Raw genomic sequence first — 16,709 nt, forward strand, 5'->3', positions numbered from 1 at the left:
CAATGATGCTAACAAAAGGGTCATAAAACCCCATTCGTGTGATCTCATTTCAGGGGCCTGCAAAATTTAATAGCATAATGCCCGTTATTGCAATGCATCATTGGTATTAATAAGTTGTACCTGCACGCATTAAAGAGGCAGCGTTGGTTAATGCCGGGGCAGGTTTAGTGCTAAATCAAACTTTATGCTTAATAATTAGTTAGTTATAATATATATTTAAATAAATGTAAAACATGAAATATCGAATATCCATACTGGCCTTGTTAGTTGTAGCAACATTAGGCCAAAGCTGCGTAAGCAGTAAAAAATACAAAGAACTGGATGCTAATTACACGCAATTGCAAAATAGCACCCGTGATTTAAGCGTAAAATACCAAACAAGTGAACAATCGCTTGCTTTGGCAAACGGCCGGGTAAAAAGCCTGGAAGAACAATTAACATCTGAACGGAATAACGTAAAAGCCCTGCAGGATGCACTGAACAAATGTTTGAACAGCAGCAGCCAGGGCAATGTGAATATTTCAAAATTGGTTGATGAGATCAACAGCTCAAACAAATACATTCAGCAACTGGTGAATGCCAAAAGCAAAAGCGACTCGCTTAATATGGTGTTAACCAACAACCTTACCCGCTCATTAAGTCAGCAGGAAATGCAGGATGTTGATGTAAAAGTGTTAAAAGGCGTAGTTTATATCTCACTTTCAGATAATATGCTCTATAAATCGGGCAGTTATGAGATATCTGACAAGGCTGGCGAAACACTAAGTAAAATTGCGAAGATCATTAAAGATTACAGCAATTATGACGTGCTTATTGAAGGTAATACAGATAATGTGCCTATCAGTCAGAAAAATATCCGTAACAATTGGGACCTGAGTGCTTTAAGGGCATCATCAGTAGTGCAGGCCCTGCAAAACAATTATGCGGTTGACCCTAAACGTTTAACAGCTGGTGGCCGCGGTGAATACAACCCGATAGCCGATAATAATACTCCTGATGGTAAAGCCAAGAACAGGCGCACCCAGATCATTATTACACCAAAGCTTGATCAGTTTATGGACCTGATAGGTAAAGCTCCGGAAGCGCAATCAACAACGCCACCGGTAACACCTCCAAAACAGTAAAATTGAAAATAGCATATAAAAGAGCTGCCTTTAGGTGGCTCTTTTTGTTTGAGGATATTAGTAAGAGCAAGTGCCCGCCTATTCGGTCTATTCAAGCGTCTACGCTTACTTTATTTGTGTAAGCGTGGACGCTTGAACTAACGGGGGTGGTCGCAGGGAAACTTGTAACCGTGGGCTTGCGATAGCGGAGATAGCATTAATTGATAGAAGCGACACGCATGTAGCAGCAGAGGATTACATAACAAATGAGATCTCTAATAGATTTAATCTTTGTAACTTTGTAGAAACTTTATTTTATGCGAGATTTTGACATAAGACAAATCTTAAAAAAAACTAAGCTATATCACTTTTCGCAGGACGGCTCATCAAAAATCATTGATGAATTTAGCTTTCCGTCTACTAATTCGCGGATTGATATTGCTGTTATAAATTGCAGTTTACATGGATATGAAATAAAAAGTTCAATAGATACTTTAAAAAGATTACCTAATCAATTAATTGGATACTCTAAAGTTTTAGATTATTTGCACATAGTCACCGAACATAAACACGCGAAACATATTGAACAAATCTTACCAGATTGGGTTGGATTAACTATTTGTGAAGAAGTTAATGGACAAATTAATTTTATTGATATACAATCAGCTATAAAAAATCCACATAAACAAGCGTTTCATATTGCTAAACTTTTATGGAGAGATGAATTGTTAGAAGTATTATCTGAAAATCAAATTAAATTTAGAAAAAAAGATCGAAACTGGCTTCTTTGTGAAGTTATAGCGGCAAATTTAGAAATTGAGCTTATTTCTGACATAGTCAGAAATAAGCTCAAAAAAAGAATAGATTGGAAATTAATTAAGTAACGAGACTATTTTTTCAATATGTCTTGCAGTACTTATTTTGACCCATGTTTCAGGGTTACCTGAATTGATCACTTTGGCTGCGCAGTCGTTAATTAAACTATCAGCTGCACTAAATGCAGCTCCGTCATAAACTGAAAGACCTATTAATAAATTACACTTATCATGATATTGCCCCATACCATCTGGATGATTTCCCGGAACATGACCTCTTAGAATTACAAAATGGCTCTTACTTGTATACCGAATACTTGAGGAGCCAGGAAAACTTTGAACCGAATCGTCGTAAATCGGATAACGTGTAGCGTAGTCGCTATAACTTAAAAATTCGGCCATGGTATCGTCTGAAGTAATTTCATTCCACATATCCCATTCATATCTTATGAGACTCTCCACGGAATCCGGCGGTATTAAGCTTAAATCTTTCACAAAAGAACCTGCGGCTAATATGATTGCCAAATAATCGCCTAAAGAAATATGCCTAAGTAAAGCATCTGCAGATGAGATAGCTGTATCAACAGTTTGTTCTTCTATATAACTGTAATCGATAATTAGGCTAACGTTACTTTCATCAAAAGCAAAAAAACTTTTTAGTTTTTCAATTGCCGAATCAAAACGCCTGGGTATAGCATACCTTTTGGTCACCCTAATTGCGATTTCCGAATCATTATTTAGTATGCTTGCAAATTCAGATAAAAGGGTATCCGAATAATCAAGTCTTATTACTGGGACGGCATTTACTCCTTTACTATTTAAAAAATCTAAAATATTCTTAAATATATCAAAAGAGCTTTCGTCTTCATTCAATAAGATAAAAGGGTCAAGTAATACTTTATTTCCTTCAAATGCCCAATCTGCCGTTAAATAAGATTTTACATTCTCTTCACTACCTCCAACTAATTCTATTATGGGTGTCACAAACCTTTTAGTACCATTGTCTAATATTCTTAAGGCTTTTAATTCTCCTCTTTTCGCTTTTAGTATCGGATAATAGCTTAATACTTCTTTTTGAGTAGTGGCAATTACTTCTTGCAATTCTTTTTTTTGTAAGTTTTCTTTCATAAAATTTTTAATTTTTTTACTTTATTATTCTTAAGTAACTGATTATTAAGGTTAAGTAGTAAAAAATTAAAAATTTGTTTTATTGAAATTTTTTATATTTTTGTCTCGTCCTCCACAGACATAACTACTTAAAATAGGGTTTACGAGCCCTCTGAATGATTTCTATAATTGAAATCTTTGTTTGTTTACGTATGTATTAATTTCGTTTAACAAGACAATAGACATGCCATTTCAATGTGTGGCATTTAATTTTAACCCCATTCTATCTACGAGAAATAAATATTAATAACATTTAATATAATTAATATATAATTAACCTATTGAGAATATTTGACTGTTTGTCAGTATTTTATGCTTAATGTATTTTGACATTCTGTCATGCGGACGCCATATTAGTATGGCGTTAATATTATACTGCTCTGCCTATTCAAGCGTCTACGCTTGAATAATTCCTGCAGTAAGCGCCCACGCTTACTTTTTTTATAATTATTTGTGTAAGCGTGGACGCTTATATTGATATAAGTTCAAGCGGAGGACGTTTGAACTGGCGGGAGCTTTTTTTGTTTAAGGAAACCGTTGGTTCACAAACTGTGCAACCGTCATCGCCTATTCAAACGTCTGCACTTGAATAAATTGCCGGGGTAAGCGTCCTCACTTACCTTGTTTAATAATTATCACTGTAAGCGTGGAATTACATTAATATAAATTCAAGCGAAGGACGCTTGAACTGGCGGGGTGACTAAAAGAACTGGAATAAAAAAGGCCACTTTTAAAGTGGCCCTTTTTTATACGGTCAAATTATATGCCTTACCAAGGCCTTATAAATGTTTATAACTGATAATCTTTTGTTCATATACCTCGGTTACTATAATCTCATCTTCGCTATTTACAGTTAAGCCGCTTATTAGGCTGCTAAACTGACCAACTCCTATTTTTTCCCTTATCTCTCCTTTTTCATCTGTTTTCAAGATAAAGCCTGCACAAGCTATATAAAGATAATTGTTTCGGGCTTTTATTCCTTCCGTGGTGGTTCCGGCATCCAATGAGTTTAAAAATTTACCGTTTTTGTCATATATTCTTATAATGCTGTTATAGGGAGAAGTAACAAAAATTTTATTGTTATAATAGCAAATTCCAAATGGATATGGCCCATGTGCCTGGTTGGGAGCCTGTATTGTTGCTGTGAATTTTAGAAGAAACTTTCCTGTTTGATCGAATTTCTGCACTACATTATTAATGCCATCTACTATATAGATATTTTGGTCATCATCAACAGTTATTCCTTCAATGTTTTGAAACTTGCCGTTACCTGTACCAAAGCTTCCCCAGGACGCTACCACATTCTTTTGCTTATCAATAATCTTAACGTAATTGTCTGATAATGTTAACTGAGTTACAACCGCATTGCCATTCTTTAAGAAAGCCAGTCCTCGTGCTGACCTGATGCCTGCAAAAAATAACTCCAAAAATTTACCTGTTTTATCGAATTTCTGAATCTTACCATTTTCAAGGTCGGCTACATAAATGTTGTCATCTTTGTCAACCTCCACGTAATTGGGGTAAACAAATTGTCCCTGGCCAGAGCCCGGGGATCCAAAAAATAGATTTCTGCTATAGGCTTGCCCAGTAGTGTAGCCGTAATCGATATCACTAAACTTACTATATTCTATATTGCTGTTATACACCATTACTTTATAAAATACTTTGGTTAATGGTGTTACAGTTGCTAAGTCGGTATAGCTCGTATCTGCCGATTCTTTTAGTAATTGATAGTCTTGCTTAGTATCGTCAAATTTAAATAACCGGTAATTTTTTGCCTTTGGTATTGGAGTCCAGGTTACAATTATCCTGTTGCCATATAATCCTTTAGAAGCTTTTAAATTAATCGGCCGGTCAAGTTCATTAACATTAACTTTAATAGTATCGTTAATTTTAATGGTATCAATGATCGATTTATTTCCGGTGGCTTCTTTTTTACATGCGGAAAGTGACGCAATAAATGCGATCGTTACGAGTAGCAGGTATTTATTCATTTAATTGTGATAAGGTCTTTATTAAAGACAAAAGTACTGATATATGAATTTCTTATCGAATAACCAATCAAATTTATTTTACCTGCCTATTCAAGCGTCTGCGCTTGAATAATTGCCGAAGTAAGCGTGGACGCTTACTTTTTATAATTATTTGTGTAAGCGTGGACGCTTATATTGATATAAGTTCAAGCGCAGGACGCTTGAACTGGCGAGATTTTTAAATTAAGCTTCTAACCCGGCGCATGAAGCGAATAAAAACCACTTGCGCTTAATGAATTAAAAGTGGTGACAGGATTTTGTCAGTAGGGATAAAAATATAAACTATTGATTATTAAATGTTTAATTGGTGTTCATGAGCGTTCACGGTGTTCATGAACACCGTGAACGCCATTCAAAAAAAGCAATACGGTAATAAACGGTTGCTCTGGCCGGCAAAACAACGGAAACATTATTGTTACAAAGACATTTAAAAACCCTGTTGCTTTTTAGTCAATTTCTTCGATATTTGATTTAACCGGTTGCGAAAACCGGTCATTAACCAATTTACCTACTTCATGGAAAAATCACGCCGTACTTTTATCAGGCAGGCCGCGTTGGCTGGTGCCGGTGTAATAATTGCTAAAAACAGCTGGAGCGCCAAAAGCTACAAACGCATCATTGGTGCTAATGACCGTGTGCGGGTTGGTGTTATCGGCTTTTCAGACAGGCACCGCAGTTCGCACATCCCCAGCTTTATGAACCACTACAAAGAACTTAATTTTGAAGTGGTTGGGGTATCTGATATATGGAAAAGACGGCGCGAAGAAGGCGCGGCCACCTGGAAGGAAAAGATGCAGAATGATGTGAAGGCTTATCGCAATAATGAAGAACTGTATGACAGTAAAACGGTTGACGCGGTATTCATCAGCACAGCCGATTTTCAACATGCCCTCCATGCTATTGAAGCTGTAAAAGCAGGGTGTGATGCTTACGTTGAGAAACCTTTTGCCGAAACCATGGAAGATAACCGTGCAGCTCTTAAAGCGGTTAAGGAATCCGGTAAAATTGTACAGATAGGTTCGCAGCGTCGCAGCGGGGCCAATTACCATGCTGCCAATGACTTTATACGCTCGGGCAAGTTTGGGCCAATTACTATGGTTGAACTTACCTGGAATGTTAACCAGCCCGGTCGCTGGCGCCGTCCCGAACTGTTAGGTGTACTAAAAGAACAGGATACCGACTGGAAACGCTTTATCATGAACCGCCCGTATGAGCCATTTGATCCGCGCATATATCTGGAGTACCGCTTGTTTTGGCCGTATTCGTCGGGTTTGCCCGGTCAGTGGATGAGCCACCAGATTGATACCGTGCATTGGTTTACCGGTTTAAAACACCCTCGCAGCGTTGTAGCCAACGGCGGTATTTATATGTGGAAGGACGGACGCAGAAACTGGGATACCATTTTGGCCGCCTTTGATTACGGCCCGCTTGATGATCCATCCACAGGATTCCAGGTAACTTTTGGATCCCGGATGCACAACGGCGATGAGCACCCTGCCGAGATCTACTACTCCAACGGCGGCGAGCTGAACCTGAATACCAACAAAGTATCGCCGGAAGGCGGGTTGACCCAAAAAATGGCTGACGCCATGAAAATGAAAGCTAACCTGCTGCCCGAGCTTAGCTTGGAAAACACGGAACAGGTTGTAGCTTCGGCCAATACCGGTGGCGACAGGCTTACATCAAACCACATACGCAACTGGATGGAATGTGTACGCAGCCGAAAACAACCCAATGCGCCGGTTGAGGCGGGATACAGCCACTCTATAGCAAATATCATGACCAATGCCGCTGTACATACCGGCTATAAGGCCACGTTTGACGAAAAAACACAAGAAGTAATGGCCAACGGCAAAGTGTTTAAGTATTAACCACCATTATAATATGACCAGATTAAAATCTTTAGGTTTTGCCATGGCTATGACTGCTTTATCATCGGTAACATTGGCCCAAAATAGTGAACCCGTAAAAGTGGTAAAGTCAACGGCAGAGAACAAAGTTGATATTTTTATTGGCAACAAACCGTTCACCACTTTCCTGTATCCGGATACATTGGAGAAACCGGTGTTATACCCTGTGCATGCCGCGAACGGAACGGTGGTTACCCGTGGCTTTCCGCTCAATCCAAGGCCCGGCGATCCAACTGATCACCCGCATCATATTGGCATCTGGTTCAATTTTGAAAACCTTAACGGGCTGGATTTCTGGAACAACTCTTACGCTATTCCGCAAAGTAAAAAAAGCGCTTATGGCTGGATCCGTACCGACCGCATCCTGGAAGCCGAAAGCGGCAAAACCGGTGTGCTTGCTTATCATGCCAACTGGACTAATCAGCAAAAAGAGATTATCCTCCAAGAAACCACCCGCTTTGAATTTAGCGGCGATGCCAACCAGCGTATCATTGAGCGTGTAACCACCCTGAAAGCCGATATGGATGCTGTTTTTAAAGACGCTAAAGACGGTATGCTGGGTTTGCGCCTGGCCCACGAATTGCAGATACCCGATGCTGTAGATCAAAAATTTACCGACGATAAAGGCAATGTAACGGTAGTAAAAGGCGGCTCTGATCATGTAGCCAACGGGACATACCTGACCAGTGCCGGTAAAACTGGGAACGATGCCTGGAGTACCCGTGGCGTATGGTGCAAAGTATATGCTAAAATGGGTACCGACTCGGTAAGTATCGCCATTATTGACCATCCTAAAAATGTTAACTATCCAACATTTTGGCATGCCCGCGGATATGGCTTGTTTGCAGCTAACCCACTCGGCGAAAAGATATTTACCAATGGTAAATCTGAGAAGAATTTAACGCTTAAAAAAGGCGAGTCGGTAACATTCCGTTATCGTATTGTGATCACTAACGGCAGCGAAACCATCAGTACGGCTAAATTGAATGAGTTGGCTGAGGGGTTTGGCAAGAAGTAGATTTAGAAAAGAGTGGTGCCGGTCATAGCTCCGGTGCCACTCTTTTCTGTTTATAATCATTCCCATTGTTAGCTTAAAGCTTTTGAACCAATTCTGAGTGTATAAGCGGCTTATTTATTTGCATAATTGCGTGATTTATTTATAAACTATCTGGATATTGCATTGTTATAAATATCAACTATACGCATAATTAGCCCCTAACCCCATGGACAATAACTGGCCCGAATTAAAATTTGCAGATTTAAAAAAAACGCTTGAAACGGTTCAATTATGGTCGCAAATAATTGGGAAGATAAGGCTTGTAAAAACGCCCTGGCTTAACCACTCCTGGCATGTAACCTTATATGTATCTGCAACAGGGTTAACTACCGGAAGCATACCATATGAACACGGCATATTTCAAATTGATTTCGACTTTATCGCCCACCAGTTAATCATCACCTCAAGCACAGGTAAGCGAGAGCAAATAGACCTTATTCCGCGTACGGTGGCCAATTTTTACAAAGAGATTTTTGAAAAACTGGCCATTATGGGAATTGACGTTGAAATTTACGCAAAGCCTAATGAAATAGAGGTAGCCATTCCGTTTGAAAAGGATGACATTCATTTTGAGTATGATAAGGACCAGATGAATTTGTATTGGCAGGCGCTGGTTAAAATTGAAAGTGTTTTTACCCGGTTTCGTGCAAAATTCAGGGGTAAATGCAGTCCGGTTCATTTATTCTGGGGTGCATTTGATTTAGCGGTTACCCGTTTCTCGGGCCGGGAAGCGCCTGTACACCCCGGTGGCGCTCCAAATATGCCTGTCAAAGTAATGCAGGAGGCTTATTCACATGAAGTAAGCAGTTGCGGTTTTTGGAGCGGTGCTGATAGTTTTCCGCACCCGGTTTTTTATGCTTATTGTTATCCCACTCCCGAAGCGTATAAATCACAAAATGTTAAGCCGGAGCAGGCATTTTATAATAATGATTTAGGCGAATTTATGCTTCGTTATGACGACGTCAGGAATTCGGCTGACCCTAAAGGCGCCCTTCTGGACTTTTTACAGTCTACCTATGTGGCTGCGGCAAATACCGGAAATTGGGACCGGAAATCTCTTGAATGTGACTTAACCGATTTTGAAGCATAAGATAGGATTGCCTGTAAATTACTTATTCAATCAATAATAAAGGCTATTAAGGAGATAAACACACTTGTGAAAAATTCCAGATAGTTTAACAAATATTGATAAGTTTTTGAGTAATTTCTAAATACATAAATCAGCTTTTATTCGTTACTTTTAGGCCTTTCGCGAGCCTGGAGCTGAACTGTGCGCTAATCGGCAAGCGGCTATACCGGGAGCATTTATAATGGAATAGTAATGAATCGTTTATATCTACGATTACTCCATTCGATACAGATATGCATTTCTAATATTTTATTAACTACCAATCAAAAACAGATGAGCAAAATTACAGTAAAAGACGGGACCGAAATTTATTACAAAGACTGGGGAACCGGGCAACCACTTTTTTTCCACCACGGTTGGCCTTTATCCGGCGATGACTGGGACGGACAAATGATGTTTTTCCTTAACCAGGGATTTAGGGTTATTGCTCATGACCGCCGTGGGCATGGAAGATCTGCCCAAACTGCGGTCGGACACGATATGGACACCTATGCCGCCGATGTAGCTGAGCTTACAGAGGCACTTGATTTGAAAAACGCTGTACACATCGGGCACTCTACTGGTGGTGGCGAAGTTATCCGTTATGTTGCAAAACATGGCAAGGGGCGAGTAGCCAAAGCTGTGCTAATTAGCGCGGTTACTCCAATTATGGCACAAACTGAAAACAATCCCGATGGTATCCCACTGTCTGTATTTGATGAAATACGCGAAGGCACGGCATCACAAAGACCTCAATATTTTCAGGATTTTACCCTTCCGTTTTATGGATATAATCGCGAGGGAGCAAAAATATCACAGGGTATCAGAGATAATTGGTGGCGCCAGGGCATGATGGGCGGAATAAAGGCACATTATGATTGCATTAAAGCTTTTTCGGAAACTGATTTCACTGAAGATCTAAAAAGTGTGGATGTTCCGGTGCTTGTTATGCATGGCGAGGATGACCAGATAGTTCCATTCGCGCTTACCGGCGTTAAGGCAGCAAAGCTTTTGAAAAACGGAAAGCTTATTTCATATCCAGGATTCCCCCATGGAATGCCAACAACAGAAGCGGCGACCATCAACAAAGATCTTCTGGCTTTCATCAAATCGTAAAGATCAGTCCTTAATTGTTCATTATATAAAAAGAGGCTGTATCGCAATGAGCAGCCTCTTTTTATATAATGTATTTCCGCAAAGTGGTATTACTTATTAAAGGCTTGCAGCTATTCCGCTTTGTGTTGAAGCTGGAAGAGCATACCTGGCCGGATACAATTTTCTGAACATGGCATAAGTAACACTAACCATAACAAATGCTACAATCGCATCAATAGTAGCTGGAAAGCCCAGTACCGCGATTTTAGAGAGAAAAGCAAAGATAATATCGAAGAATATACCGGCGAAGATCCATTCTTTTAACCTTAGTAATTTGTTGGGAATCAGCAGTAAAGCAATACCGGAGAGTTTCGCAACGCCGAGAATATAAATAAAATGCGACGGGTAACCGAGCTTCACTGTAATATCCCATACGACAGGATTTTTGGTTAATTCGCAAAAGCCGCTTGCTCCAAACCACAATGAAGTTAGCGCTACGCCTGTCCAATAAATTGTTTTTGCTGTTAGTGTTTTCATGATTTTTTAATGTTTTGGTTTAAAGATGGGCTCTAATGAGCTAAACAACCAGCTGCATCCGGCCGAACAGGACAAATTGCAGGATAAACCAGACATTCCTACTGTCGAGACCAGCGTAGGTTATGAGCATACAAGGTTTAAAAATCAGGTCGTTTTATGTAACTATTTTAGCCAAATCGGTGTCATGTAGTTATGAAACTACCACAAGTATTTTTTTTAACCTTATTCATGATCTTGCTATTCGATTTTGCCGACGCACAAACCGCGGGTGGCAAAATTTCCGGGGTAGTTTTAGATTATGCTAAAAAAGCGCTCGACGGCGCAACCGTAGTCCTACTTGCCGCAAAAGATTCGGCAGTTATAAGTAACCAATTTGCCAAGCCCGATGGCAGCTTCACCTTTCAAAACTTAAAAGACAATGTTTATATAGTAAAAGCAACCTATATAGGTTATAAAGATTACACCAGTGGACATGTAGTTATCAGAGAGCAAAAAGCTGTTAATTTACCGGCCTTTATTTTATCAACAGCCGGAAAAACGTTAAATGAAGTAGCTGTGACTGCTCAGAAGTCATATGTTCAGGAAAAAATTGACCGCACTGTTGTTAATGTCGGCGCATTGATATCTAATACCGGCGCCAATGCTTTGGAAGTGCTGTCAAAGAGCCCCGGAGTGCAGGTAGACGCAGATGGCAACATTACCTTTAAAGGAAAAAGCGGCGTGTTGGTGATGATTGATGATAAACCAACTTACCTTTCGGCCGCAAACCTGGCCACTTACCTGCGTTCTTTGCCATCATCGTCTTTAGATCAGATAGAACTGATGGATAATCCGCCTGCCAAGTATGATGCAGCGGGAAACGCGGGCGTAATCAATATTAAAACTAAAAAGAATACTACCAGGGGATTTAACGCGGTGGTGTCGGCTAATTTTGCTCAGGGCTTTTATAGCCGCACTAATGAGAGCATCAACTTCAATTACCGGATAAACAAAGTCAACCTGTTTGCAAATCTTGCTTATAATGACCAAAAAACGTTTAGAAGACTTGAAATTGACCGGAGTTACTTTGATGAGGACAGAAACCCTACATCTTCCTTAAAGGATATTTCTTATTTCAGACCAAAAAATAACAATACCAGTATTAAGGCAGGAATGGACTATTACTCATCGCCAAAAACAACCTGGGGGGTAGTATTTACCGGCAACATATCGCCCAACCATGACAGCAGCCCGGTATATAGCTTATTATATGACAACAAGGGTCAATTGGATTCAACCATCAATACACTAAATACTTCTAAAAATAAGTTTACCAGCAAAGGCGTAAACCTTAACTATACCCATAAATATGATAGCACCGGCAAGACGTTGACCTTTGATCTGGATTATATCCGCAACGTATCAGGCAGTAATCAGCTGTTTGTAAATAATACATTTTTGCCCGACGGCACTTTAACAAATTCGCAAATATTAAGCGATAATTTGCCTTCTACTATCAATATTTACTCGGCCAAGGTTGATTATTCCCATCCGCTCAAAGGCAAGGCAAAATTAGAGGCCGGTGTTAAGAGCAGTTATGTAAATACAGATAACGCGGCTAATTACTTTAATGTGGTTGATAACGTAAGCACTATTGATTATAATAATACCAACCGTTTTTTATATAAAGAAAATATAAATGCAGGTTATATTAATTTTAACAAGACGTTCGGCAGGTTCTCATTACAAACCGGCTTGCGGTTAGAGAATACCAATGGCACCGGGCATCAACTGGGAAATGTTCAAAAACCCGATTCATCATTTGCTAATCATTATACCAATCTGTTCCCAACCGCTTACTTTTCCTATAACCTTGATACAGCCGGCCACAACGTGTTGGTTCTTTCTTATGGCCGCCGGATAGGCCGACCAAATTACGGAAGCTTAAACCCTTTTACCTTCTTTGTTGACAAGTTTACTTACTTTTCAGGCAACCCGTTTCTGAAACCACAGTTTACGGATAATTATAAACTGGCTTACAGTTTCAAAAGCCTGTTTACCATTGCGGTTGCTTATAATTATACAACTGATGTTCAGAATGAAACCATCCACAAAAATGGCAGCGTATTTATAAGTACTACCGGTAACATAGGGCAGCAGAAAACGCTGAATTTTTCCGTTAATACCAATCTTCAGCCAGTCAAATGGTGGTCGGTCAGTTTATATGCCGAGGTATATAACAATACCTATCAGGGTGCATTTTACTCAGGTCATCTGCATCAATCCAAAAATACTTTCAGCGCCAATGGCAATAATCAGTTCACTTTATCAAAAACCTGGAGTGCTGAATTAAGCGGATTTTATCGCACCAGCGGTACTTACGGTCAGTTTGTTTCCATATCTACGGGCATGGTTAACGCCGCTATTCAAAAAAAAATACTGAACCAGAAGGCTTCGATCAAGTTAAATATGCGTGATGTTTTTCATTCATTTAGCCCAAGTGGTACTATTACCAATATTGTAGGAGCCACGGCAACTTACCACAACTTTGTGGATACACAAGTGGCAACTCTTGCATTTACCTATAGTTTCGGCAAATCAACCAACGTACCGCCAAAACGTAATACAGGCGGCGCCGATAGTGAACAAGACCGGGCACATTAGTTTGTAAGGCACATCACTTAATGATACGGATGGGTAATTGTCAGTCATGAAGGTTTATATGTAACCATCTATAAATAAGATAATAACATTTTTTTAAGCGGGTAAAATAGTGCAAGCTTTGGCCAATATCTGATCAAATAGGATTAATTGTAAAAATATCTTTACAGATTATGAAAGATAAACTAACAATTAAAAATTATGCAGATTAAGCCACTACACAAGAAAATGATTATGACGCCGGTATGCATCATAATCATGGTTTGTGCGTCATTTGCACAAACCGTTTTAAAAGGGCATGTTACCGGGCCCGATAGCCAGCCTGTTGTTGGCGCCAATGTAAAATTAAAAGATGCATCATCCGGTACCACTACAGATGTTAATGGCAACTTTAATATTATTTACGCAAAGCCGGTAACGCTTGTTATTACGGCAATAGGTTTTAAGAGCCGTGAAGTTAGCATCACCAATGAAACCAATATAAAGATTGAGTTGCTGGAGAATATTACCGAGCTTAATGATGTTGTTGTAACGGCAATAGGTGTAAAGCGTGAAAAGCGCTTGCTTACTTACAGCACCCAGGAGTTAAAAAGTGAAGAGCTGATCAGGGCAAAAGAACCAAACTTAATTAACGCCATGGACGGCAAAGTGTCGGGCGTGCAAATTACTTCGTCTTCAGGTACCGCGGGTGCTTCGGCAAGGATCGTGGTGCGTGGTGCAATATCAGCAAACGGCAATAATGAAGCTTTATTTGTTGTTGATGGTGTGCCTATTGATAATTCAGAAACCGGGAATATTGCAGGTGGCGCCGCAGGCGCCGGAAGCAGCCGTTTAATTGATATTGACCCAAACACTATTGAAAGTGTTAACGTGCTTAAAGGAGCGGCTGCAACAGCCCTGTATGGTTCAAGAGGGGCCTCTGGAGCTGTGCTGATCACTACTAAAAGCGGTACGGCAAATAAAAAAGCCGCCATCACTTTTTCATCCGATTTTTCTTTTGAAAAACCGCTGTTGCCCGAAAGACAGACAATTTACGGGCAGGGTACAACCGGCATTTTTTACAATGGCGAAGATAAGAAAACAAGCCAGTCATGGGGGCCGCGTATGGATACGCTCATAATCAATGGCAAAAAAGCGCCAACTTATGATCCGTATTCCTATTTCAGAACGGGCACTACAACCAATAATACTTTAAGCATAGGAGGCGGAAATAACAATTCAACTTACTTTATATCCTATTCTTATTTCAACCAGCAGGGCATCTCTCCTAAAAACGACTTTAAAAGGCACTCATTTTTCACCAAATATTCAACCAATATATCTAAAAACTTTACTACAACTTTTCAATTAGGTTATTCAAACTCCAAACAGGATCGTTTACCCGAAGGTGCAAGCAACGGGCCTTTATTTGTTATTTTGGTACAGCCTGTATCATGGAACCCATATCCTGTGCTTAACCCTGATGGCTCGCAACGGCTCTATAGGTTTTCGAGAAACGCTCCCTTATGGACGCTTGACAACATCAGCAATACCGCCATCGTTAACCGGTTTTTACCTGTAACCACCTTTAACTATACAGCTACCAAATGGTTAACCATTACAGAGCGCATAGGGGCTGATATTTATACAGAGCAGGATAAGTATACCGAAAACCCAAGCGCAGCCATCGACTTAAAAGGGCAGATCAAAGATCAGGATGTGAACTATAGACAATTTAACCATGACCTTATTGTCAATGCCAGCAAAACATTCGGCAAGTTTGATCTGAACATGTTATTGGGAAACAACTACAATTCCATTTACACTCAAAGCACCAATTTAACCGGGACAGGATTAGTTGTTAATAATTTTTATAATGTATCTGCGGGTTCAACCCTCACAGGTTCAGAAGGGCATAGCTCGCAGCGAAAGATTGGTTTTTATGCGCAGGCAAATATGGAGTACAATAAATTTCTGATACTGTCCTTAACAGGCCGATATGATGGAAGTTCGGTACTATATCAGCAAAAACAGTTTTATCCTTATGGTTCAGTTGCCGGTGGTGTAATATTTAGTCACTTTTTACCCGAGTCGGTAACCCAGGTTTTAAATTTTGGTAAGGTTCGCCTTTCATACGCGACAGTGGGTAATGATGCAGTGGGTCCTTACTCACTGCAAACACCTTATATTTTAGCAGGTCGCAATACCAATGCAGGTTATTTCCCATTCCCATTCCAGGGTCAGCCAGGATTTTTGCTTAGTTCAAACCTTGGCAACCCTTACCTGCAAAATGAAAAGTTAAAAGAGTTTGAAACTGGCTTGGAGCTTAAGTTTTTTGACAACAGGATCAGTTTTGAAGGTTCATATTTTAACAGAAAGTCGCTCAATGGCATCATCCCTGGTATACAGATTTCAAATACAACGGGTTATGGCGGTACTACAGTAAACTCGGCAAGTATCAGGAATAAAGGTATAGAGCTGTTATTGACAGGTGTACCCGTGCGCTCAAAGGATTTTAATTGGGATGTAACTGTAAACTTTACCCGCATCCGTAACAAGGTGCTTGAAATTAATGACGAAAAAGGGATTACCCAGCTGGGGCGTGTTATTAAAGGGCAGCCATATAATATTTTTTATGGTGTGCGGTATAAACGCAACGCAAGCGGGCAAATGCTGATAGATGACAGCGGATTGCCGGTGGTTGACTCTGAACAGGGTATTGTAGGTGATGCGAACCCCGACTGGACGGGCGGTATTACAAATACCCTAAGGTACAAACAATTTGCTTTAAGCTTCTTTTTTGATGTGAAAATGCACGGCGATGTGCAAAACGATGTGGAGAGTGTTGCATTCTTTTACGGAACTGCTAAAGTTACCGCAAACCGCGCTCCCATTGTTGTTAGCGGTGTTAATGAAACCACCGGCAAACCCAACACTATTGCCGTTGATGCACAAACTTATTATCAAAGCAGGCAATATGAATCATCCATTCAGGATGGTACTTATGTAAAACTCAGAAATGTAAGCTTGTCATACCAGTTGTCGCCTTCGGTAGTGAAAAGAACACCGTTTAAAAATGCTTCATTTACGTTAACCGGCCGCAACTTGTGGATATACAGCCCGCATTTTACAGGAGCCGATCCTGAAGTAAGTTCCTATGGTAGTGCAAATGGTAACCAGGGCATCTACGCGTTTTCTACCCCAACATCGCGGTCAATAAACCTTTCATTGAAATTAGGATTTTAAGCGCAAACATTAAAAATTA

At 40.0% G+C, this 16,709-nt stretch carries 11 protein-coding genes; 8 read left to right on the forward strand and 3 right to left on the reverse strand.

Annotation, left to right across the window (positions count from 1 at the left end; translation table 11 throughout):
• Window positions 1-233: 233 nt before the first annotated feature.
• Together J2W55_RS12650 and J2W55_RS12655 are read left to right on the forward strand one after the other, a co-directional pair.
• Window positions 234-1,124, forward strand: a complete 891-nt coding sequence (locus J2W55_RS12650) for an OmpA/MotB family protein (RefSeq protein WP_310096210.1) — start codon at window positions 234-236, stop codon at window positions 1,122-1,124.
• Between the two features lie 296 nt (window positions 1,125-1,420).
• A complete protein-coding gene (locus J2W55_RS12655) occupies window positions 1,421-1,987 on the forward strand; it encodes a sce7726 family protein (protein WP_310096212.1) in 567 nt (188 codons plus the stop codon).
• Here J2W55_RS12655 and J2W55_RS12660 read toward each other — a convergent pair.
• The gene (locus J2W55_RS12660; protein ID WP_310096214.1) at window positions 1,976-3,046 is read right to left on the reverse strand and encodes a beta family protein; all 1,071 of its coding nucleotides are present in this window, start codon (window positions 3,044-3,046) and stop codon (window positions 1,976-1,978) included. The two genes, J2W55_RS12655 and J2W55_RS12660, sit on opposite strands and share 12 nt — an antisense overlap.
• 818 nt (window positions 3,047-3,864) lie before the next feature.
• Window positions 3,865-5,079, reverse strand: a complete 1,215-nt coding sequence (locus J2W55_RS12665) for an NHL repeat-containing protein (RefSeq protein WP_310096216.1) — start codon at window positions 5,077-5,079, stop codon at window positions 3,865-3,867.
• A gap of 554 nt (window positions 5,080-5,633) precedes the next feature.
• Between J2W55_RS12665 and J2W55_RS12670 the strand changes: the two genes are divergently transcribed.
• From J2W55_RS12670 to J2W55_RS12685, 4 genes are all read left to right on the forward strand, one after another.
• Window positions 5,634-6,989, forward strand: a complete 1,356-nt coding sequence (locus J2W55_RS12670; protein WP_310096218.1) for a Gfo/Idh/MocA family protein — start codon at window positions 5,634-5,636, stop codon at window positions 6,987-6,989.
• 13 nt (window positions 6,990-7,002) lie between these two features.
• Window positions 7,003-8,046 (forward strand): DUF6807 domain-containing protein, encoded by a 1,044-nt coding sequence (locus J2W55_RS12675; RefSeq protein ID WP_310096220.1) that lies wholly within the window; start codon window positions 7,003-7,005, stop codon window positions 8,044-8,046.
• A 205-nt stretch (window positions 8,047-8,251) separates the two neighbouring features.
• Entirely contained in the window at window positions 8,252-9,175 is a 924-nt protein-coding gene (locus J2W55_RS12680) for a DUF5996 family protein (RefSeq protein WP_310096222.1), read from the forward strand.
• Window positions 9,176-9,487: 312 nt separating this feature from the next.
• The gene (locus J2W55_RS12685; RefSeq protein ID WP_310096224.1) at window positions 9,488-10,309 is read left to right on the forward strand and encodes an alpha/beta fold hydrolase; all 822 of its coding nucleotides are present in this window, start codon (window positions 9,488-9,490) and stop codon (window positions 10,307-10,309) included.
• A 96-nt stretch (window positions 10,310-10,405) separates the two neighbouring features.
• Here J2W55_RS12685 and J2W55_RS12690 read toward each other — a convergent pair whose 3' ends face one another.
• Window positions 10,406-10,825, reverse strand: a complete 420-nt coding sequence (locus J2W55_RS12690; RefSeq protein WP_310096225.1) for a DoxX family protein — start codon at window positions 10,823-10,825, stop codon at window positions 10,406-10,408.
• A 228-nt stretch (window positions 10,826-11,053) separates the two neighbouring features.
• Here J2W55_RS12690 and J2W55_RS12695 point away from each other — a divergent pair, with 228 nt between their 5' ends.
• Window positions 11,054-13,468 carry a TonB-dependent receptor gene (locus J2W55_RS12695; protein ID WP_310096227.1) on the forward strand — a complete coding sequence of 805 codons (2,415 nt, stop codon included), beginning with the start codon at window positions 11,054-11,056 and terminating at the stop codon, window positions 13,466-13,468.
• Window positions 13,469-13,666: 198 nt separating this feature from the next.
• Window positions 13,667-16,690, forward strand: a complete 3,024-nt coding sequence (locus J2W55_RS12700) for a SusC/RagA family TonB-linked outer membrane protein (protein ID WP_310096229.1) — start codon at window positions 13,667-13,669, stop codon at window positions 16,688-16,690.
• Window positions 16,691-16,709: the final 19 nt, after the last annotated feature.

This window comes from Mucilaginibacter pocheonensis, assembly GCF_031456535.1.
Classification (GTDB): domain Bacteria; phylum Bacteroidota; class Bacteroidia; order Sphingobacteriales; family Sphingobacteriaceae; genus Mucilaginibacter; species Mucilaginibacter pocheonensis.

Coding starts and splice junctions, on each gene's coding strand:
- J2W55_RS12650 (WP_310096210.1), top strand. CDS start 234: ATGAAATATCGAATATCCATACTGGCCTTGTTAGTTGTAGCAACATTA.
- J2W55_RS12655 (WP_310096212.1), top strand. CDS start 1,421: ATGCGAGATTTTGACATAAGACAAATCTTAAAAAAAACTAAGCTATAT.
- J2W55_RS12660 (WP_310096214.1), bottom strand. CDS start 3,046: ATGAAAGAAAACTTACAAAAAAAAGAATTGCAAGAAGTAATTGCCACT.
- J2W55_RS12665 (WP_310096216.1), bottom strand. CDS start 5,079: ATGAATAAATACCTGCTACTCGTAACGATCGCATTTATTGCGTCACTT.
- J2W55_RS12670 (WP_310096218.1), top strand. CDS start 5,634: ATGGAAAAATCACGCCGTACTTTTATCAGGCAGGCCGCGTTGGCTGGT.
- J2W55_RS12675 (WP_310096220.1), top strand. CDS start 7,003: ATGACCAGATTAAAATCTTTAGGTTTTGCCATGGCTATGACTGCTTTA.
- J2W55_RS12680 (WP_310096222.1), top strand. CDS start 8,252: ATGGACAATAACTGGCCCGAATTAAAATTTGCAGATTTAAAAAAAACG.
- J2W55_RS12685 (WP_310096224.1), top strand. CDS start 9,488: ATGAGCAAAATTACAGTAAAAGACGGGACCGAAATTTATTACAAAGAC.
- J2W55_RS12690 (WP_310096225.1), bottom strand. CDS start 10,825: ATGAAAACACTAACAGCAAAAACAATTTATTGGACAGGCGTAGCGCTA.
- J2W55_RS12695 (WP_310096227.1), top strand. CDS start 11,054: ATGATCTTGCTATTCGATTTTGCCGACGCACAAACCGCGGGTGGCAAA.
- J2W55_RS12700 (WP_310096229.1), top strand. CDS start 13,667: ATGCAGATTAAGCCACTACACAAGAAAATGATTATGACGCCGGTATGC.